The sequence below is a fragment of the Streptomyces sp. NPDC031497 genome, from assembly GCF_055580905.1.
Window position 1 is genome coordinate 208879 of the sequence record NZ_JBVIKO010000016.1, and the last position, 19636, is coordinate 228514.

Annotated in this window: 10 protein-coding genes; all 10 read right to left on the bottom strand. The window is 72.3% G+C overall.

The annotated features are described in order from the left end of the window. Window positions 1-116: 116 nt before the first annotated feature. Window positions 117-1556, bottom strand: coding sequence for a carotenoid oxygenase family protein (locus ACZ5K7_RS29925; RefSeq protein WP_351713416.1), 1440 nt, complete (start codon window positions 1554-1556; stop codon window positions 117-119). Then, entirely contained in the window at window positions 1553-2800 is a 1248-nt protein-coding gene (locus tag ACZ5K7_RS29930; protein ID WP_468918021.1) for a cytochrome P450, read from the bottom strand. Before ACZ5K7_RS29930 ends, ACZ5K7_RS29925 begins: the two co-directional genes overlap by 4 nt. Beyond that, the gene (locus ACZ5K7_RS29935; protein ID WP_468918024.1) at window positions 2797-5289 is read right to left on the bottom strand and encodes an SDR family NAD(P)-dependent oxidoreductase; all 2493 of its coding nucleotides are present in this window, start codon (window positions 5287-5289) and stop codon (window positions 2797-2799) included. The genes ACZ5K7_RS29930 and ACZ5K7_RS29935 overlap by 4 nt, the downstream gene beginning before the upstream one ends. After that, on the bottom strand, window positions 5286-6857 hold the full coding sequence (locus tag ACZ5K7_RS29940) for a cytochrome P450 (protein ID WP_468918027.1): 1572 nt from the start codon (window positions 6855-6857) through the stop codon (window positions 5286-5288). Before ACZ5K7_RS29940 ends, ACZ5K7_RS29935 begins: the two co-directional genes overlap by 4 nt. Continuing rightward, window positions 6854-13114 (bottom strand): SDR family oxidoreductase, encoded by a 6261-nt coding sequence (locus ACZ5K7_RS29945; RefSeq protein ID WP_468918030.1) that lies wholly within the window; start codon window positions 13112-13114, stop codon window positions 6854-6856. Before ACZ5K7_RS29945 ends, ACZ5K7_RS29940 begins: the two co-directional genes overlap by 4 nt. Window positions 13115-13189: 75 nt before the next feature. Further along, window positions 13190-14728, bottom strand: a complete 1539-nt coding sequence (locus ACZ5K7_RS29950; protein ID WP_468918032.1) for an acyltransferase domain-containing protein — start codon at window positions 14726-14728, stop codon at window positions 13190-13192. A gap of 47 nt (window positions 14729-14775) precedes the next feature. Then, entirely contained in the window at window positions 14776-15123 is a 348-nt protein-coding gene (locus ACZ5K7_RS29955; protein ID WP_351713426.1) for a response regulator transcription factor, read from the bottom strand. Window positions 15124-15435: 312 nt separating this feature from the next. After that, complete coding sequence (locus tag ACZ5K7_RS29960) at window positions 15436-16635, bottom strand: MFS transporter (RefSeq protein ID WP_468918035.1); 1200 nt, start codon at window positions 16633-16635, stop codon at window positions 15436-15438. Between the two features lie 168 nt (window positions 16636-16803). Further along, entirely contained in the window at window positions 16804-17922 is a 1119-nt protein-coding gene (locus ACZ5K7_RS29965; protein ID WP_351713430.1) for an NADH:flavin oxidoreductase, read from the bottom strand. Window positions 17923-18028: 106 nt separating this feature from the next. Then, entirely contained in the window at window positions 18029-19615 is a 1587-nt protein-coding gene (locus tag ACZ5K7_RS29970) for an MDR family MFS transporter (RefSeq protein ID WP_450973691.1), read from the bottom strand. Between the last annotated feature and the right edge of the window lie 21 nt (window positions 19616-19636).

The window sequence follows — 19636 nt, forward strand, 5'->3', positions numbered from 1 at the left end:
CGGTCCGGTCGGCCGGGCAGGAGCGCTCCTGCCCGGCCGTCCTGGCCGGTCCGGGCCGGCCAGGACGGGCATGGACCAGTGATGCCCCGTCCAGGGCGGCGGTGCCCAGGCCCGGGTCAGCGGTGCAGGTCCGGGAAGAACTGTCCGTGGAAGTCGTTCGGAATGTGGTGCGGCACCTCGGCCCGGGCCAGTTCCTCGAACGTCGGCCCGTCGAGGACCAACAGGAACGACCGCCCGCTCCGGGCGTCCAGCACGCCCGACAGCACCACCCCGTCGTCCTCCCCCGTGGCCCCCGGGCGCGGCACGAAGACGCCCTCGCCGGGGAAGCAGCCCTTTTCGTACCAGGCCCGGTGGGTGCCCGCCACCACGTCGACCTTCAGCAGCCTGTTCATCGCGCGCAGGCTGCGCGGGGAGTGCCCGAGGCCGTAGGCGTAGCGGTACGCCCTGCCGTTGTGCTCCCGGTAGTTGATGCGCGGCATCTCCACGCCGGCGTCGGCGAGCGGCTCCCACCCGACCGAACCGCCGGAACGCGCCAACGGCAGTGTGTAGCGCCGCAGTTGGTATCCGTACGCCTGGAGGTCGAGCTGGTCCTCCGTCGGTGCGAGGCCGAGCACGGTCTCGTAGGGATGGTGCGTGGCCGCGATGTCGACCAGGAGGTCCCCGCCCGTCTCGACGGCGTTGACGTGGTGGAAGGCGAAGAACGCCTCGCTCTCGAAGGTGGCGACCAACCGGCCCTCGCGCTTGTCCACCACGAGGAAGCGGGCCGGCCGCTCGGGCTGCCACTCGAAGGTGGCCAGGAAGGGGTTTCTCGCCTGCCGGAAAAGCTCGGCGTCGATGACGACCGGGAACTCCACGAGGACGACGTAGTTCTCGGTCGCGGCGAAGCTGTGCATGTAGCACGGTTCGTCGACCTCGACGGTGGCGAGCGGCCGCTGCACGAGTTCGCCGTCCGGGACGTAGAAGAGCTGGTACGCCGCTCGGTCCGCCATCGACGTGGTGTAGTTGATCAGCACCCGGCGGTCGAAGTCGTAGTGCGGGTGCGGCGTGGACGTCTCGCCCTGGACCTGGCCCTCGAACGGTACCTCGCCGAGTGTGTCCAACGTCTGCGGGTCGAACTCGTTGGCCAGGGGCTGCTCCGCGAAGGCGAAATAACGCCCGGCCATCCGGGCCACGTTGACATTCGTGTTGTCCGTGACGTTCGGTGAATAGGCCGCGAAGTGCCGTCCGAAGAGCTGCTCGCAGGGGTCTTGGCCGAACTGCTTGCCGTAGAGCTGGTCCTTGGTGGTGGCCAGGTCGTACGCGGTCGTGCGCAGGAACTTGTTGGCGTACTTCACCCGGCCGTCCGCGAAGGAGAACGCGTGCAGCATCGCCAGACCGTTGAACCAGTGCGTGAGCCGGTAGTCGCCGACCTCGAACTTCGCCGGCCCGTTGCGCAGCAGGGTGCCGGTCAGCCAGCCGGGGAGGGCCCCTGTGACCGGCAGCCGGTCCAGCGACACCTCCCTGTCCAGGGTGGTGAAGCCGGCGAAATCCGGCAGCGGCGGCCTGGCGGTGGTCATCGTGTCTCCTTGGCGTCGAAGGTCATCGGCATCACGTGGGGGCCGCGGAAGGTGGGGGTGACCGTCCGGTGAACACCGGAGAGGTCGACGGCCGGTCCGGTCACCCGCTCCACGAAGGTCCGTACGGCGATCTCGTTGACGAGCTGCCCGAGTCGGCCGCCCAGGCAGTAGTGGGCCCCGTGGCCCAGCGCGAGGTTCGGGGTGCGCGGACGGTCCAGGTCGATCCGGTCGGGGTCGGGGAAGACCGCCGGGTCGCGGTGGGCGGCGCCGATCCAGACGAACACCTCCTCCCCCGCCTCAATGAACCGGCCGCCGAGCTCGACCGGCTCGGTCGCGCGTCGCCTGGTCAGCTGCACCGAGCTGTCGTACCGCATGAACTCGGGCGTGGCCGCGGGCACGAGGGACGGTTCGGCGACGGCCCTGCCGTACACCTCCGGCTGGGCCAGCAGGGCCAGCACGGTGTTCCCGATCTGGTGGGCGGTCGTCGTCTGGCCGGCCGTCAGCAGGAAGATCAGGTTGCCCAGCAGCTCCTCCTCGCTGCTGAACCCGCCGTCGTCCCAGGCGTCGGCCACGGTCTGCATCAGGTCGTCGGTGCGCCGGGTGCGGCGCAGGGCCAACTGCCCGCGGAAGTAGTCCATGTACTTCCCGATCCCGGCCAGGTGGTACTCCGGGTGCTCCTTGCTGAGCGGCCCCTCGTCCACGAGCAGTCCCCAGCTGAGGATGAACTTCCAGACCGTGCCCCGGTCCTCCCGGGGGATGCCGAGGACCTGGCAGACCGTCTCGGACGGCAGTGCCATGGCGTAGTCCGCCATGAAGTCCATTTCCCCACGCGGCAGTACGGCGTCCAGCAGCCGGTGCGCGGCCCGCTCGATGTCCCCGCGCATCGCGTCCACGGCCCGCGGCAGGAACGGCTGGGACATCGCCTTGCGGATGCGCTGGTGGTCCGGCGCGTCGCTGACGAACACCTGAGTGTGCAGGGCGCGCAGGGGCGACGCGGTGCGCTCGGTGCCGGTCGCCGGGTCCCACTGGGGGCGGCGGGCGGAGAACCGCGGGTCGCGCAGCGCGGCGAGGGCCGTTTCGTAGCCGGTCACCATCCAGGCCCCGGCGTCGCCCATCTGCGGGTCCCAGAGCACGGGGGCCGTCTCACGGGCTCGCCGGTAGAGCGGATACGGGTCGTCGATGAACTCGGGCTGGTACACACCTGACAGTGAGACTTCGGGGGCGGTCGGCTGTGGCTGCGTCATCGCTGATCTCCTCGGTAGGTGACGCCGGAAAGACGGAGTGCGCGGTTGTCGCCGTCGGCCGCGGACACCGTCCAGCGTCCGGCTCCCGGGCTTCCCCGGACGAGGAGCGCGGCGCCTGGGGCCGCCGGTGCGGGGATCCCGCCCCGGACTTCGACGCGCCGGACCGTGAGCGCGGCGCCCGGGGCGTGCTCCGCCGTGCGGCGGAAGACGTTCTCCAGGGCGGTCAGTGGGAGTGTGCTGACCGGCCAGCTGGGCAGGACCCACAGATCGGTGGCCGGCGTCTCGCGGACCTCGGCCGTGTACGTGTCCCGCGGCCCGGCGTGCCAGCTGGCGCCCCGCAGGACCAGACCCGACCAGCGCAGGGGAAGTCCGGCCGCGCCGAGGTGCGGGGGGCGGCGGGCGGCGGCGGTGCCGGCCTCGGCGGCGGTGGCGGTGGCTTCGGTGGCGGTGGCTTCGGTGGCTTCAGCGGTGCCGGTGGTGCCGGCGCTCTGTCCGGCGTACGGCTCACCCGGAGCGTCCGCGCGGCGGTAGGCCAGGCACAGCCGGGCGGCCTCGTGGCCGGTGTCGGCGTGGTGAAAGCGGACGTGAGCGGTCCAGCGGCCGTCGGCGTAGCCCGCGGTGACCGACCGTCGAAGGGCGATGCGGCCGTGCCGGAGGCGGAGTTCCGGGAGGGCGACGTACACGTCCTGCAGGCTCTGCAGGGCCAGCGGGGTGTAGTCCTCCGGCTGCACCCAGGCGGCTCCTCGTACCGCGTTCTCCAGCAGCAGGGACACCGGCAGCGAGGGCTCGCCGCCGACCAGCACGTCGTTCAGGACGGGGGCTTGCGCGCTGTCCAGGGCGAACAGGGCCTCCTGCGCCGTATGCGGCAGGTGGGTACGCAGGTCGCCCAGGTGGAACACGGCCGACAGCAGGTCCCGGTGGCCCGGCAGGGCCGCGCTCACCCGGTATCCGCGACTCTGGAGCGGTCCGAGCGCGCGGCCCAGCGGGCCGATGTAGGTGATCTCACCGCGGGAGGCAGCGGTCAGTTCCCGCGTCCACAGGTCAAGCCCCTCCGCCACGTCGAGCGCGGCCATGTAGCGCAGGGTGGCCTCGAAGTTGGCGACCATGCCGAGCCGGTCCCAGGTGGGCCAGCACAGCGTCATGACGGGGAACGCGACCCGCGCCTGGGCCCAGAGGCCGAGGCGGGCCAGTCCCTCGTTCGCGGCGGCGTAGTCGAGCTGGCCGACCATGCCGCCGAGCCGTCCGGTGAGGGAGCCGACGTTGCAGAAGAACTTGAGGGGCAGCTCGCGTACCGCGCAGAAGAGGTTGACGAATCCGTCCACCTTGGTCGCGACCGTGCTCAGGAACTCGTCGTCCGACTTCTTGGGCAGCCGCGCGGGCGTGTCGACGCCCGCATTGTGCACGACGGCGGTGATCGCCTTCCCGTACCGGGCGACCAGGGCCGCGGTCTGGTCGCGGTCCGTGACGTCGCACACCGTGTAGGAGATGCGCAGGCCGGCCCGCCGGACCTGGTCCAGATGCCGGACCAGTTCCCGGTCGCGCCGGGCCGAGTCGACGGCGGCGCGGACGGCGGCCAGCCCGCGGCCCTGCCGCCGCTGCGCCCACAGGCTCTGCTCGTAGGCCTTGAACTGCTCGTCGTCGAGCGCTCGGGACGGGTCGTCCGGGCCGGGCAGCGGGCTACGCCCGGTGACGACCACCCGGCAGCCGTGGCGGGCCGCGAGCGTCCGGGCGAGCCGCCAGCCGATGCCCCGTCCGCCGCCCGAGAGCAGTACCAGGTCCCCGGTGTCCAGCGACAGTCCCGGCGGGCCGGCGTCCTCCGGGGCCGCCTCCAGGGTGCGGCGGCGCCCCGCACGGTAGCCGACCTCGAACAGGCCCCAGCGGTACAGCTCATGGGTGATCCGGCGCGGCAGCTCCGCCAGGTCGGCGGGGTCGGTGTCCACGACCCGGGTGTTGCAGTTGGCGATCTCCCGGTGCACGGTCTTGGCCAGGCCGGCCCAGATACCGCCGAGCGGCTGCCCGGCCGTTCCGGCGTCACCGGGAGCGTCGTATCCCATGGCACCGCCGAGGTAGGTGACGACGACGTAGAAGAGCAGGTGCGCGTCCGGTTCTCGCCGCCAGTACGGGTAGCAGGCCCGCAGCGCGGTCACCGAGCGCAGCAGCGCCCGGCGGTAGCCGTGGTGCTCCCCCGGTACGAAGGGGTCGGCGTGCCCCAGGTCCACCAGCCCGTCGGGCGCCTCGCCCGGGACCGGCCACCGCCCCGAATCGTCGGCGTGGGCCTCGGCGCCCGCGGCCCTGAGGGTGTCGCGGACGGCGCGGGCCAGCCCGGGTGTGCCGCCGAAGACGAGCACCTTGGCCCCGCGCAGCGCCGGCGCCGGATACGGCGGCGGACCGGACGCGGTGACGGTCCGCCACCGGACGCGGCGCACCGGGGCCACGGCCGGCGCCGGGGTGCGGGGCGTCGCGGACACCGGCCGGGAGACGGTGCTCATGCCGCGGGATCCTTCGGCTCGGCCGGCCTGATGTGCATGAGGACACCGGGCTGCGGTCGGAGCGAGACCAGCGCCGCGGGGCTGACCGGGCGGCCCGCGACCAGCTGGAGCCGGTAGCGCTGCACCACCATGGCGACGGCGAGGCGCAGTTCCAGCAGGGCCAGGTCCATTCCGATGCACTTGCGGGCGCCGCCGCCGAAGGGGAAGTAGTCGTAACGGTCACGCTGCCTGGGCGTACCGCGGACACCGCTGCCGTTCGCGCCTCCGGTCCCGTCCTCGTTCGGGCCCTCGTTCCTGCCTCGGGTCCCGTCTCCGGTCCCGCCTTCGTTCGCGCTCCCGGTTCCGTCCGGGCTCCTCCCGTCTCCGCTGTCCGCGGGGCGGGCGGCGTGGGCAGGGCAGAAACGTTCCGGATCGAACGCCTCGGGGTTGTCCCACACGGCCGGGTTGTGGTGGGCCGCGTACACCGGGACGATCACCGTGCTGCCGGCCGGGATGCGGTAACCGCCGACCCGGTCGTCGGTGACCGCGTCCCGCGGAAACAGCCAGATGGGCGGATACAGGCGCAGCGACTCGTCGACGACCGCCCGCAGATACGGCAGGTCGTCCACGTCCTCGGCCGTGGGCACCCGGCCACCGAGCACCTCGGTCAGCTCGGCGTCGAGCCTGCGCCGGACGTCCTCGTGCTGGGCGACCGCGTACAGCGTCCAGGTGAGGGCGCAGCCGGTGGTCTCGTGACCGGCGAGGAACAGCGTCTTGAGCTCGGCCCGTATCTGCCGCCGGCTGAACGGTTCGCCGGTGACCTCGTGCGTCGCTTTCAAGAGCGCGGAGACCACGCTGTCGGGGCTGCCCTCGCCGCGCCGGTGGAGGTCGATGATCTCGTCCATGACGTCGTTGAGGACCTGCTGATGCCCTTTGAGGCGGCGCTGGTAGGGGGTGGGCACCCAGCGGGGCAGCATCTGCTTGACCTCGCCGGTGAGAATCATGGCCTTCAGCGAGAAGCGGACCGCGGGCAGCAACCGGTCCGCGTACCGGCGCAGGTCCACGCCGAACAGCATGCGGCCCAGCACACCCATCGCCAGCCACATCATGTCGTCGGTGATGTCGACCGGGTCGCCCGAACGCGCGATGGGCTCCCAGCGCGCCAGCAGCTCCTCCACCGTGTCGGTGACGGTGCCGGAACGCGCGCGCAGCCCTGCCCGGTGGAAGAAGGGCCGGCTGACCGCACGGCGGGTCCGCCACTCCGCGCCGTCCGTGGTGAGCATCCCGCGGCCGAAGAACAGGTTGAAGCCCCGGTAGAACCTGCCGCGCACGTAGTTGCGCGCGTTGTCCTGGAGTACGTGCTTGACGGCCTCGGGGTCGGTCACCTGATGGACGAGGTAGGGGCCCATCTTCATCCGGGCCACGCCGCCGTACTGGCGCTGAAGCTCCGTCAGCAGGCGGAGGGTGTCCTTCTTGAAGCTGCTGAGCGCGCCGAACAGCACACTGCCGACCGGCCCAGGGGCCTTCTCCGCCCGCACGTGCCGCTGCTCCCCGACCGCGTCCTCGGTCGTCGTCCGCTGCTCCATCATCCGGCCTTCCTCGGGGTCTCGGTGTCGACAGGGCCGGGCAGCGGTTGCTTGTCCGGGGAGTACAGGCGCCCGGAGACCGCGTCCAGGTAGCCGACGACGGTGGCGGTGACGTCCTTCATCTGGGCGACGACCCGGCCCCCGGGGGTGACGGCGAGGAACCGGTTGTCGGGGGCGTGTCCGGTCATGTCGAAGCCGGTGGGCGTGGCGTAGAGGTGGAGCCGGCCGTACCGCCTGGTCAGTTCGATGTCGTTGGCTTCCTCGTACAGATCCACCCGGCGGATGGACAGGGGTGCGGCGACAGGCACGAGCCGGCCGTCCTCCAGGTGCAGGACACCGGTGCGGGCCAGACCGTCGAGCAGGATCGCGGGGGTGGTGAACCGGGAGAGGGCGGGATCGTCGGCGGCCACGTCGGCCCGGTAGAGGGAGTGTTTGCCCAGGCGGTGCAGCCGGGTCCGCGTGGTGGAGACGAAGGGGCCCGTCAGGGACACCGGCGACGCCTGGGCGTGGTACGGGTCGGGGACCGGGATGTCGTCGCCGTCGTCCCAGTGCTCCCAGCCCGGGGCCTCGGGCAGCTCGCCGCGCAGCAGCACCCGCGCGGTGAAGTGCACCCTGTCCTTCACCAGCAGGACGCCGCCGGGCGCCCGTACGTCTCCGGTCACGGCCACCTCGACCACGGTGAGTTCGTCTCCGCGTTCCAGCACCCGGGCGGTGATCTTCTTGGGGTCGGGGGTGGACCGGACGGCGTTGTGGACGCGCAGGAAGTGTTCGAAGCGGAGGTCCTCCAGGGCGACGGCCCTGCGGCCGGGCGCCAGGTGGCACGCCGCCTCCACGGCGATCTCCACGACGAACGTGCCCGGCAGGGTGGGCACGCCGCGGACGGTGTGGTGGGCGAGGTAGCCGTCGGTGCCCAGGTCGAAGGCACAGGCGAAGACCGCCGAGTCGGCGTCCGAAGACAGCGTCTCGCGCAGGTAGAACGTGCCCTTGCCGACGCCCTCCGGCACGGACCCGTCCGGCACGGACCGCTCCGGCACGGTCGCGCCGGACGCAGTCGCACCGAACGCCCGGCGGTCCAGATAACCGGGGTAGAAACCCTCGATCGTCTCCCGTTCCGCCGCCCCGATGTGCACCACCGACGCCGTACGGCGCTCGGCGTGGAGTTCCTGGAGGAAATGGTGCACGCCTTCGCGCACCGGCATGTGACTGTAGGAGCCGGCGCGCTTGAAGTACGCCTTGGTCAGTTCGTCGGCTCCCATGCCCACGCCGTCCCACAGCGTCCAGCCCACGGTGAACTCGTCGGCCCCGTGCGCGGCGGCGTCGACCGCGGCCGCTGCCAGATAGTCGTTGCCCGAGGCGTAGTCGGGCTCGCCGAGCTGGCCGAAGTGGCCGAGCAGGGAACCGAAGTTGCACCATGTCGCCGGGGACCGGCCGGCGAACGCGCGCTTGAGGTTGCGGTAGGCGAGGGCCTTCAGGTCGCGGATGGCCTTGAACTCGGCGAACTCCTTGTCCTTGATCAGGGCGGATTTGTTGCGTCCGGCGGCGTTGACGAGCAGGTCCACGGCCGGCTGCTCCGTCAGGATGCGGTCGACGGCCTGGGCGACCGCCTTCCCGTCCCGGACGTCGCACGTCAGATAGGTCACCCGGCCGGCCCCGCAGAACTCCTCCATGCGCCGGATGGTCCGGCGGGCCGCGCGGGCATCCAGCAAGCGGTCGAACGCGCGGTTGACGTCCGCGACCGTCCGGCCGCCTCCCGCCAGGTTCTCGCGGAGGTACGACCGCCGGGTGGCGGCGAAGGTCTCGTCGTCCCCCTCGAAGACGGCCTCGGGGTACCCGTCCAGGGGGTTGCTCCCCAACAGGTAGATCCGCGGGCGGAAGTGCTCGGCCAGTGCCGTGACGGCCTCCGCGGTGATGCCCCGGGCGCCGCCGACGGCGACCACCACGGAGTCGGGGCCGAGGCGGCCCGCGGCGCTCCCCCGTCCGGCGCCGGAGAGGGCGTACTCCGGCGTGAGCACCTGGGCGTGGCGCCGGCCGTCCTCGTGGAAGACCACCGGGAAGGCGCGTACGGCCCGGGTCTCCCGCTCCGCGAGCAGCGCGCCTTTGCGCGGTTCCCGTACGTCGGTGGCCAGGAGGAACGTGAGGGTGTCCGGCAGTTCCAGGGCCGCGCACTTGACCAGCCCGGAGAACAGGCCGGTGCAGGGGTGCGGGATCCGCTCCGTGACGGCCCCCAGGAGCAGGGTCAGGAACGACGAACCTTCCGCGGCCAGGTCCGTATGGGCGGTCTGCAGCACGAGGAACGTCGCGTCGTGCAGGGCGGTCAGGGAGGGGGCCAGGCCGTCGCGGGAGGCGGGCGGACCGGCCTGGGAGCCGTCGGGCAGCGGCGCCGAGCGGGCGAGGTCGGCGACGACCCGCAGATGCCGAACGGGCCCGTGGTCGGCCAGCGCCGCGCGGACCGCGTCCGGGGTGGCCTCGGGCAGATGGCGCCAGCCGGGCCGGGTCACACTGACCGGCGCCGTGCACAGCACGGTCGCGTCGGCCGGCAGATGGCGCAGGGAGGCCCACAGGTCGGGCATGTCGGTGAGCACCACGACGCCGGGCGGCAGGAACGCGACCCGCTCGTGCGGCTCGGGTCCGGCCGCGAGTTCGGAGAGCACCGACACATGACGCGCGGTCATCAGGCCCTCGCCCGTGGCCAGCCGGTCGGCGCCGGCGAACCGCTCGGGCAACGGGAGCAGCGGGGCCCGCGGGCGGCGAACGGCCGGTCGCGGACCGGCGGTGGGCGGTTGTGCGGGGTGCCGGGGGCCGGTGGTCGCCGGGTGGGGCCGGTCCGGCGGCGCCTCGGCCGCGGCGGCGGGTATGCCGAGGGCGAGACGGACGGTGCTCTGCTCGGTCCGTCCCGGGCAGGTGACGTCCACCGCGCCGGACGGGCCGAGCAGTCCCTGAAGGACGGCCAGGGCGCCGGCGGCGCCGAGGTAGCGGGCGGTGGAGACCTCGTCCGGCCGCGTCGGCAGGAGGGCGATGCGGCGACCGCCGGACGGTGTGCCGCCGACCGTCAGATCCGCCACGTGGCCGAGGACCGGCAGCCCCGCCGCGACGGCTCCGGCCTCGGTGGTGAGGGCGAACATGAAGGCGCCCTCGGCGAGTCGCCCGTCCGCGACGCCCTCCGGAAGCCCGGCCAGCAGCGTCGCGTACTCCGGGAGGCTGTTGCCGTTGATCCCGCCCGCGAGGGCGAAGTCCAGCTGTCCGGCCCGCAGATAGCGCGCGGCCGTCTCGATGGCGGTCAGGCTTGAGGCGTACCCGGAGTCGAGAGTGATGTTGGGGCCCTTGAGGTCGAAGTGGTTGGCGACCCGGGCGGAGATGACGTTGGGCATCATGCCGGGGAACGAGTCCTCGTTGGACGCCGGGATCTCCTCCCGCACCAGCGCGCGCAGCCCGGTCAGCAGCTCGGCCAGTCCGGGCAGGGACGCCGTGGCCGGATCCTCGGTGAGAGCCTCCTCGACGTCGTCGAGGAAGCAGCGGTTGGCGAACAGCATGGCCGCCCTGGTGGGGCCCATGTTGCCCACGAACACGCCGGTGGACCCCGTGGTGGCGTCCCAGAACTCGGTGAGCCTGCCGCGCAGGTCGTGGGCGCACTCCAGGATCATCAACTGGCTGCGGTCGATGGTGCGCACCGTCGCCGGGGGCAACCGGACCCTGTGCAGCGGCGGCGTCGGGTACGAGGAGCCGAAACTGTCGGCCGGCCCGGCGCCCCGTCCGCCGATCCACTCGACAACGCCCTCGCGGTCGAGACCCGGGACGTGCGCGGACCATCCGACGACCACCACCCGCTCCTCGGCGCCGGCGGCCCCGGGTGGGGCGGGGCGGCCGGCGCGCGGACGGTGGTCCGGGCCGTGGTCACGCGGACGGCGTTCCGGCGGACGGTGCTCACCCGCGAGGTGTTCCCGCAGGAGTACGTGCGCGTTCGTGCCGCCGAAGCCGAAGCCGGACACCGCGACCGTGCGAGGCCCGCCCGCCGACGCGGTCCAGGGGACGTTCTCGGTCGGGATCTCCAGCAGGCTGTCGTCCAGGCCGAACGACTCGGGAGCGCGGTTGAACCGGAACTGCTTCGGGATCGTCTCGTGCTCCAGCGCCAGCAACGCCTCGATGACCGATACGACGCCCGCCGCCCATCCGGTGTGTCCGATGAGCGACTTGTTGGACGTGACGTACGCCGGGTTCGTCCGGCCGAAGTGCGCGCGGAGTGTGGTGAACTCGGCGAGGTCTCCGGCCGGGGTGCCCGTGGCGTGGGCGATGATCCAGTCGACGTCGTCGGGCGAGACGCCGTCGGCGAGGGCGGCGCGGACCGCCAGGTCCTGACCGGCCGAGTTCGGTGCGTAGACCGCCTTGCCCCGGCCGTCGGAGGAGGCTCCGACCGACGTGAGCACGCCGAGGATCCGGTCCCCGTCGCGCCGCGCGTCGCTGAGCCGCTTCATGACGACGACGCCCGCGCCGTCGGCGAAGATCACACCGTCCGCGTCCGCGTCGAGCGAGTGGACCGCGCCGCGCCGGGACAGGCCCTGCAGTTTGGAGAACAGCACGGTGCCGCGCGGGGCCAGGGCGAACGCGCCGCCGCATACGGCGATGTCGTGCTTGCCGCTCAGCAGGCCCTTGGCGCCGATGTCGATGGCGTAGAGCGACGACGAGCAGGCGGTGTCGATCATCTGCACTTCGGTGTCGGCCGGCAGGACTCCCGCCATCGCGAGCTGTCCCACCCGGTGCGGGAGGAACCGCTCCGGCGCCCGCGCGCCGCGCCGGTACCGCCGGGTCAGGACGTCCTGGACCGCGTCGAGGAGGCGGTCGCGTTGCGGTGCGGTGAGGTCGAGCGAGCCGGCCGTCCGCCGGGCCCGTGTGTCCATGCCCGCCAGGACGCCGGCCTCCTCCAGGTGCTGGCTGCCGTCGGGGGTGTAGCCCACCAGGAAGGAATGGCGGGCGGACGGGGCGCGCCGTACCCCCTTCAACGCCTGCACCAGACTGTGGCGCAGCCAGGTGGTCGTCAGCTCGTGGTCTGCGCCGTCGGCCTCGTCCATTGTCTCGACTGCCTCCGCGACCGGGTGGAAGTCGGTGATGAAGACACAGGTGTCCTGGTACGACTTGTCGGGCGCCGAGAGGTCGGCCGAGTGGAAGGTCCGGCGCTGCCAGCGGTCCTCGGGAACGGGGACGAACAGATCGGCCCCGGTGGTGCGCAGCTCCCAGAACTCCTCCGGGCTGTTGGCGCCGGCGACGGCCAGCCCCATGCCGACGATGGCGATGCCGTCCACGGCACCGCCATCGTCCACGGCACCGCCATCGTCCACGGCACTGCCGTCGTCCACAGCACTGCCGTCGTCCGTGGGCTCGCCGGAAACGGCGCCGCCGTTCAGGGCGGGTTCCGCTACGGCGTCCTCGTCCGGGGCGCCGTCGTCCAGGGTGCGTTCCCCGGCGTCGGGAGCGCCTCGGTCCACGCGTGGCGGCGACAGCAGCGCCGCCCCCAGGGACAGTCCGCCGTCCGCCAGGATCGTCTGGCCGGTGATCCAGCGGGAGTCGTCGGAGGCCAGGAAGGCCACGAGGGCGGCGAACTCCTCCGGCGTGCCGAGCCGGCCGAGCGGGGTGGCGTCCCGGATGACCTCCTGCATGGCCTCGGCGTCCGGGAACGCGTCCGCGACCTCGCTGACCAGCATGGCCGCGGACGCGGTGTTCACCCTGATGCCGAGCGGGGCGAACTCCACGGCCAGATAGCGGGTGAGGGCCTCGACGGCGGCCTTGGCCGGCGCACAGGCCAGATAGTTCGCCATCACCATCTGAGAGCTGCCGAGGGCCGACATCTGGACGATCGAGCCGCCGCCCCGGCGTGCCATCAGCGGGGCCGCGGCCCGGGCGCAGCGCAGGCTGCCCTTGTAGTTCGTGTCGAGGGCCTTGTCGAGGTCGGTCTCGGTGATCCGGTCGAGCGGGAGCAGCGCGCCGTTCGCGGCGCTGTTCACCAGGATGTCGAGATGGCCGAAGCGTTCCCCGATCTCGGAGAACATCCGGTCGACCTGGTCCTGCCGGGCCACGGAGGCCCTGATCAGATCGACCCGGGCGCCGAGCGCCGTCAGTTCCGCGCGGGTGCGCAGGGCCTCCTCGTGCGAATGGAAGTAGTTCACCAGGACGTGGGCGCCACGCTCGGCGAGCGCCCTGGCCACGCTCCGGCCGATGTTCCTGGCTCCCCCGGTGACCAGGGCGAGTCTGCCGCTGAGCTGCTGCTGCATCGCGAGATTGCTCCTTGTCGCGCGGTCCGGGACCGGAGCGGGCGGGTCGCCGCTGCTCCGGTCGGGGTGTGCCGCTCAGGCGGCGGCGACGGACACGTCGCGGCTCACCAGGTGGGCGTGCAGCAGGTCGACCACCTTGCCGACGGTGTCGTGGTCGGAGATGCGGATGTCGCTGGGCGGCAGGCCGTAGCGGCCGGTCACCCGGGTCAGCAGCTCCACCTGCTTGACGGAGTCGATGCCGAGTTCGGCCTCCAGCAGGACCTCTTCGGTGAAGACCTCCTCGGGATACTCCAGCGCCTCCGCGTACAGCGAACGGAGCTCGGCGAAGAGCTCCTCCCGGTCGGGCGCCCCGACGGGGGCGGGCGCGGCGGGCGCCGACGGCGTCGCGGACGCGGGAACCGGGGCGGCCGGGGCGGCCGGGGCGGCCGGCGCCGGCTTCGCCGGGCTCGCGGGTACGGCGGTGGAGGCGGCCAGCTCCGCCCGGACGCGTGCGACGAGCCGCGTGCCGAAGGCGGCCCAGAACTGCTCGAAGGGCTCCGGTGCGGCGGCGGAGAGGCCGGTCACGGCCTGCTCCACGCCGAGTCGTCCGTCCGCCTCCAACGTGAAGGTCGACCGGACCGTGAGGTCGCCGGCGCCGGCCAGGACCCGCTCGACGCACCGGCCGAGGGAGCCGAGGCCGCCCGCCTCGAAGAACGTGGTGACGCCGGCGTCGTAGAGAGCGCGCACCGTCCCGCGGAAGTCGACCGGCCGGACCAGGTGTTCGGCGAGCAGTGCCGCCAGGTCGTCGTCCGCGCGGTAGGTCCGGCGCAGGATCGGCGAGTACACGGCCGTGCGCGGAGCCTGCCGGAGCAGGCCGCCGATCCGGGCGGCGAACGGCGCCCGCACCGGCTGCAGCGCGGGGTTGTGGAACGCGAACGGCGAGGCCAGCAGGAGGCCACCGGCATGCAGTTCGCGGGCCACGCGCAGCGCGGCGCGCACGGAGTGCTCGGGGCCGCTGATGACCGTCTGCCGGTCGTGGTTCTCGGCGGCCACCACCAGGGCCGGGTCATCGAGGAGGTCGAGCAGCCGCCGGGTCCGCTGCCGGTCCAGCGTGAGAGCCGCCATCCGTCCCGCCGGCAGGTCCGCCTCCTCCAGGACGCGCAGCCGCTCGGCGACGATACGCGCGCCGTCCTCCACGGAGAACGCCCCGCCGGCGACGAGCGCCGGTATTTCGCCCATGCTGTGGCCCACGAAGAGCCGCGGTCTCAGGCCGTTTTCCTGCAGAATGCGCCAGGCAGCCACATCGCTGCCGTAAATGGCCAGTTGCGACACCCAACCGGCTTGCTGAAGCAGGTCGTCCACGGTGAGCGGAGGGCCGTCGAACAGTACGGCGGAAACCGCACCCCCGAATATTTCCTCCGCCACCGCGTCAACGGCCTTGAAAGTCTCGTCGACTTGCGGATACTTCATCCTGGCGGCATTGAGCGCCGCACCGCTGAATCCGCCTTGCCCTGGAAAGAGAACTGCCGATTCCTCTGCCGTCATCCCCGTTTTCACTCCACTGGACTTGAACCGTAAATGCTGTTGCGAGATACGAGACTTGAGGAGCGTGTATATGTAGCAGGAGTCAACCATCGGACCGGCGGACAGCGCACCGGACGAAAGTACAGTTGACAGATGCACTATTGGGAGCTGAGCGCGACCAGGTGCGTGTAGGCCTGGGCCACCAGGCCGGCCTGCAGCCGCGAGTCCAGTTGTAGCTTGGCCAGGATGTGCGTGACGTGCGACTTGACCGTGCGCTCGGTGACGTGGAGGGCCGCCGATATCCCGTGGTTGGACAGGCCTCGGCCCAGGAGGATGAACACGTCGAATTCCCGGTCGGTGAGTTCCTCGATGTGGCGCACGGGGTCTTCGACCCAATTGGCGCCGCCTTCACCGATGAGTGAGCTGATGCGTCTCCACTCCTGTCCGGACTCCCCCCTGTCGTCGGTCAGTTCATGCCAGGTTTCAGAGAGCAGGGCGATCAACATTCCCCCTTTGCTGACCAGCGGGGCGCCCGATCAGACGACGCCCCAGAAACCGTGCAGCCTTGTACGGCGTGTGTGGCAGATCGCCGAATCAGGATTGAGTGGCGATCGCCAGGCAACGCCGGAGAACGACTCCGTCCGGGGCGGGTCGGTTGACCGGGCCTCATTGACCCGGTGGCCGCTTGACCGGAGAACTCTCGCAGGAACAGGGAGATTCAAACCGGTCCCGTAATCGGAGCTTCCCACCACCGTAGCAAGACCTGGGCACGATTTTCTATGGGAGCATGGAGAAATTGCTAGGGCATGTGGAACCGGTCAACGGGCGGTCCCGCTCGGGGAGTCGGGAAGAGACACGGCACCGGTCGGGGCCGTCGCGGACTCCTCCCGGCGCCGGATGACCCGGTGCGCCAGCTCGGCGCTGCACAGCCCCAGGGCGAGGAACACCACGCTGATCAGGCCGAGTCGATGGGCGCCCACGAGATGGAGACCCGCCGCACCGATGACGCCGGACAGGCCGACCCCGAGGTAGGTCGCGGTCGCGTTGAGCGCGATCGACAGCGGAGCTCCCGCGCCGGACACGGAGATCAACCGGTGTTGTTGCGGGACGAGCACTCCGAAGCCGCACACGCCCCAGACCACGACGGCGAGCAGCGCACTCGGCAGACCTGACCCGCTCCAGGGCATCAGCGCGAAGTCGACGACGCAGGCCAGCAGGGCGACGGTGAGCACCCGGCGGGTGCCGAACCGGTCGGTCAGACTGCCGGCGGTCAGGTTGCCGGCCGTGGCCGCGAGGCCGAAGACGAAGAGGAGGAGGGCGAGGCGGTTGCCGCTGCCGTCCGTCGCCCGGTCGAAGGAGAGGCTGATGTACGTGTAGACGGTGTACAGGCCGGTCAGGGTGAGCAGGGTCGTCGACAGCACCGTGGCGATCCGGATGTCACGCAGGGGCGCGAGCCGTTGGCGCAGGCCGACGGCCGGCGGCCGGGGCGTCTCCGGGAGCAGGGCCGCGACGCCGAGGGCCGCGACGACGCCCAGGGCCGCCACTCCCCAGAGGGAGAGCCGCCAGTGGCCCGCGCCGCCGAGCGCGGTGCCCAGCGGAGCGCCGAGCGCGGTCGCCGCGCTCAGCCCGGCCACGACCAGGGCCAGCGCCCTGCCGCGCTGTTCCGGCGGGACGAGGCCGGTCGCCACGACGGTGGCGGCCGGCGTCACCACGGCGGCCCCGGCGGCGGCCACCAGCCGGCCGGCCATGGCGACGCCGTAGTCGGGGGAGACGGCGACGATCACGTTGCCCAGGGTGAAGACCAGCAGCGCCGTCACCAGCAGCCGGCGTCGCGGCCAGGAGGCCGTGGCCGCGGCCAGCACGGGCGAGAGCAGCGCGTAGGCGAGCGCGAAGAAGGTCACCAACTGCCCGGCAACGGACGGCGAGACGTCGAGGGAGTGGGCGATGTCGGGCAGGATCCCCGCGATGAGGAAACCGTCGGTGCCGACGGCGAACGTCGCAGACGTCAGAACGAGCAAGCGTGGGTTCAACCTGGATTCTCCGATTCTGCGGACAGGCAGGCGGGCGGACGGCCGCGGCGGTACCGGACTCGCGTTCACGCCCGCGCCGCCCGCACGGCCGTCGCTCCGGAGGCGCTCCGGAGCGACGGGATCATCGGCCTGCGGTCGGGCAGGTGGCCGTACGGCTCAGTGGAGGCTGCCGACCAGACCCCGGTGGAACGCGGTGAGTTCGTCGACGCGCCCGGCGAGGACCTTTCGCAGCCACTCGGGGTCCCCGAGCAGGGCCCGGCCGACCGCCACGAGGTCGAACTCCTCACGCTCCATGCGGTCGAGCAGCTCGCCGATGTCCGTGACCGTGGCCTGCTCGCCCTGGAACACCTCGAGGAACTCGTTGCTGAGGCCCACCGAGCCGACACTGATGGCGGGTTTGCCGGAGAGCTTCTTCGCCCAGCCCGCAAGGTTGAGGTCGGACCCCTCGAACTCGGGGAGGTGGAACCGCCGGGTGGAGCAGTGGAAGACGTCGGCACCCGCGTCGGCCAACAGACCGAGCATGGTCTGCAGTTCCTGCGGCGTCTCGGCGACCCGCGCCTGGTAGTGGTTCATCTTCCACTGGGAGAACCGGAAGGAGATCGGGAAGTCGTCGGAGACGCTCTCCCGGCAGGCGGCCACGATCTGGGCGGCGAAACGGGTGCGGCCGACGATGTCGCCGCCGTAGGCGTCGGTGCGCCGGTTGGTGTGCGCCCACAGGAACTGGTCGATGAGATAGCCGTGGCCGCCGTGGATCTCGATGCCGTCGAAGCCCAGCGACTCGGCGGACGCCGCGGCCGTGGCGTAGGCGGCGACCACGTTGTCGATGTCCGCCTGGGTCATCTCCTTGCCCGACTTCGTGCCGTCCAGGGCGATGCCCGAGGGGCCGATCCGCGGGGCGTCGGGGACCGGCGGAGCGCCTGCCGCGCGGTCCATGCCGACGTGCCACAGCTGCGGCATGATCCGGCCGCCCGCCTGATGGACGGCCTCGGCCACGGCCGACCAGCCGGCGAGCGCCTCGTCGCCGTAGAAGTGGGGGACGCGGGCGCTGCTGCCCACCGAGTCGTGGCCGACGTAGGTGCCCTCGGTGATGATCAGACCGACCCCGGCGGCCGCCCGCCGGGCGTAGTACTGCGCCACGTCGTCGCCCGGCACTCCGCCGGGGGAGAACTCGCGCGTCATCGGGGCCATCACGACGCGGTTGGGCAGGGTGAGGCCTCCCAGGGAGAACGGACGGTCCAGGACGTCCCGGGCACGTTCGACGGAGTACTTGGGCATCGGTGTTCGCCTTCGATAGGGGCCGGCCGCGCGGCGACGGGGGATTCGTCCGTGCGGCCGGCTGCTTTGGGTGGGTACGGGGACGGGTGGCGGCGCGGGGCCGCGCTCAGTCCCCCGACGGGGTGCGGGCGGAGTCCTTCCCGGCCCCGGCTCCGGCCCCGGCGGCCGGCGGCCCCGCGGCAGCCGGGATCAGGGGCGGCGCGGCGCGGACGAACCACGCCGCGCCGAACGCGATCGCGGACAGGACGGCCGCGCCCAGCAGGACGCCGTGCAGACCGCTGCTGACGGCTTCCCGGACCGCGTCGCGCATGGCGGTCGACATGTCCTTCAGCTGCGCGGGGGTCAGTGCGCCGCCCGCGGTGAGCCGCTGCTGCGCGGCGGAGCCCAGCCGTTCGGTCAGCACCTCGCTCATGCGGCTGCTCTGCAGGGCGCCGAGCAAGGCGACCCCGAGGGAGCCGCCGATGGTGCGCACCAGGGTGACCGTGCCCGTGGCCGCGCCCATGTCGCGCGGGTCCGCGTTGTTCATGGTGGCCACCATGGTGCTCTGGATCAGGGCGCCGATTCCCACCCCGATGACCAGGGTGAACGCGGAGGCCGCGGCGAGCGGGGTGTCCGTGCCGAGCAGGAGGAGCAGCAGCGCCCCGGCGAGGGCGACGGCGCCGCCGGCGAGCGCCACGACGCGGTCCAGACCGCCTCGGTCCATCAGCCGCCCGGTGGCCAGCTGGGCCGTCAGCATGCCGAGCATCAGCGGCAGGATGAGCAGGCCGCTGGCGGTGGACGACGCCCCCTGGACGAACTGCATGTACTGCGGAAGGTAGTTGACGACGGAGAAGAGTACGGCGCCGACCAGGAAGCTGAGGATCTGGGCGAGGGTGAAGTCCCGGCGGGCGAAGAGCCGGGGCGGCGTGATCGGTTCGGCGGCGCGCAGTTCGACGCGCACGAACCAGGCCAGTGCGAGCACGACGAGCACGGCGAGTCCGGCGATCTGCCAGGACGTCCAGGCGTAGGTGGTGCCGGCCCAGCCGGCCAGCAGGGTGAGGGCCAGGATGCCGGTGGTGAGCAGGGCCGTGCCGAGCCAGTCGATCCGCCCCGTGACGCGGCCGGCGGGCAGCCGTACGCCCTTGGTGATCGCCAGCAGTGCGACCAGGCCGATGGGTACGTTGACGTAGAAGGCCCAGCGCCAGCTCATGTAGTCGGTGATGAACCCACCGAGCAGGGGGCCGCCGACGAAGGCGACCGGCATCATGACGCCCACCATCGACTGGATGCGGCCGCGGTCCCGCGCGGGCACCACCACGCCGATGACCGAGAGCGCGCCGACCATCAGGCCGCCCGCACCGAGGCCCTGGAGGCCGCGGAAGGCGATGAGCTGCCCCATGCTCTGCGCCAGGCCGCAGAGCACCGTCCCGCCCAGAAAAAGCATCACGGAACTCAGGCAGGCGCCCTTGCGGCCGTACAGGTCCCCGAGCTTGCCCCAGACGGGAGTGGACGCGGCCATGGTGAGCAGGTACGCCGTCACCGCCCACGAGAAGTGGTCGAGGCCGCCGAGGTCGCCCACGATCGTGGGGAGCGCCGTGCTGACGAGCTGTCCGTCGAGCGTCGCCAGGAAGATGCTCAGCATCAGTCCGAAGACACCCAGCCGGGGCAGGCCGGGCCGGTCGGGCGCGGGAGTGTCGGTTGTGGGGTCGTTCATCGCTGCCCCCAGGGCACGAGT

Excerpts from the sequence above, each read along its gene's own strand:
- ACZ5K7_RS29925 (WP_351713416.1), bottom strand. The coding sequence starts at position 1,556 with ATGACCACCGCCAGGCCGCCGCTGCCGGATTTCGCCGGCTTCACCACC.
- ACZ5K7_RS29930 (WP_468918021.1), bottom strand. The coding sequence starts at position 2,800 with ATGACGCAGCCACAGCCGACCGCCCCCGAAGTCTCACTGTCAGGTGTG.
- ACZ5K7_RS29935 (WP_468918024.1), bottom strand. The coding sequence starts at position 5,289 with ATGAGCACCGTCTCCCGGCCGGTGTCCGCGACGCCCCGCACCCCGGCG.
- ACZ5K7_RS29940 (WP_468918027.1), bottom strand. The coding sequence starts at position 6,857 with ATGATGGAGCAGCGGACGACGACCGAGGACGCGGTCGGGGAGCAGCGG.
- ACZ5K7_RS29945 (WP_468918030.1), bottom strand. The coding sequence starts at position 13,114 with ATGCAGCAGCAGCTCAGCGGCAGACTCGCCCTGGTCACCGGGGGAGCC.
- ACZ5K7_RS29950 (WP_468918032.1), bottom strand. The coding sequence starts at position 14,728 with ATGGTTGACTCCTGCTACATATACACGCTCCTCAAGTCTCGTATCTCG.
- ACZ5K7_RS29955 (WP_351713426.1), bottom strand. The coding sequence starts at position 15,123 with ATGTTGATCGCCCTGCTCTCTGAAACCTGGCATGAACTGACCGACGAC.
- ACZ5K7_RS29965 (WP_351713430.1), bottom strand. The coding sequence starts at position 17,922 with ATGCCCAAGTACTCCGTCGAACGTGCCCGGGACGTCCTGGACCGTCCG.
- ACZ5K7_RS29970 (WP_450973691.1), bottom strand. The coding sequence starts at position 19,615 with ATGAACGACCCCACAACCGACACTCCCGCGCCCGACCGGCCCGGCCTG.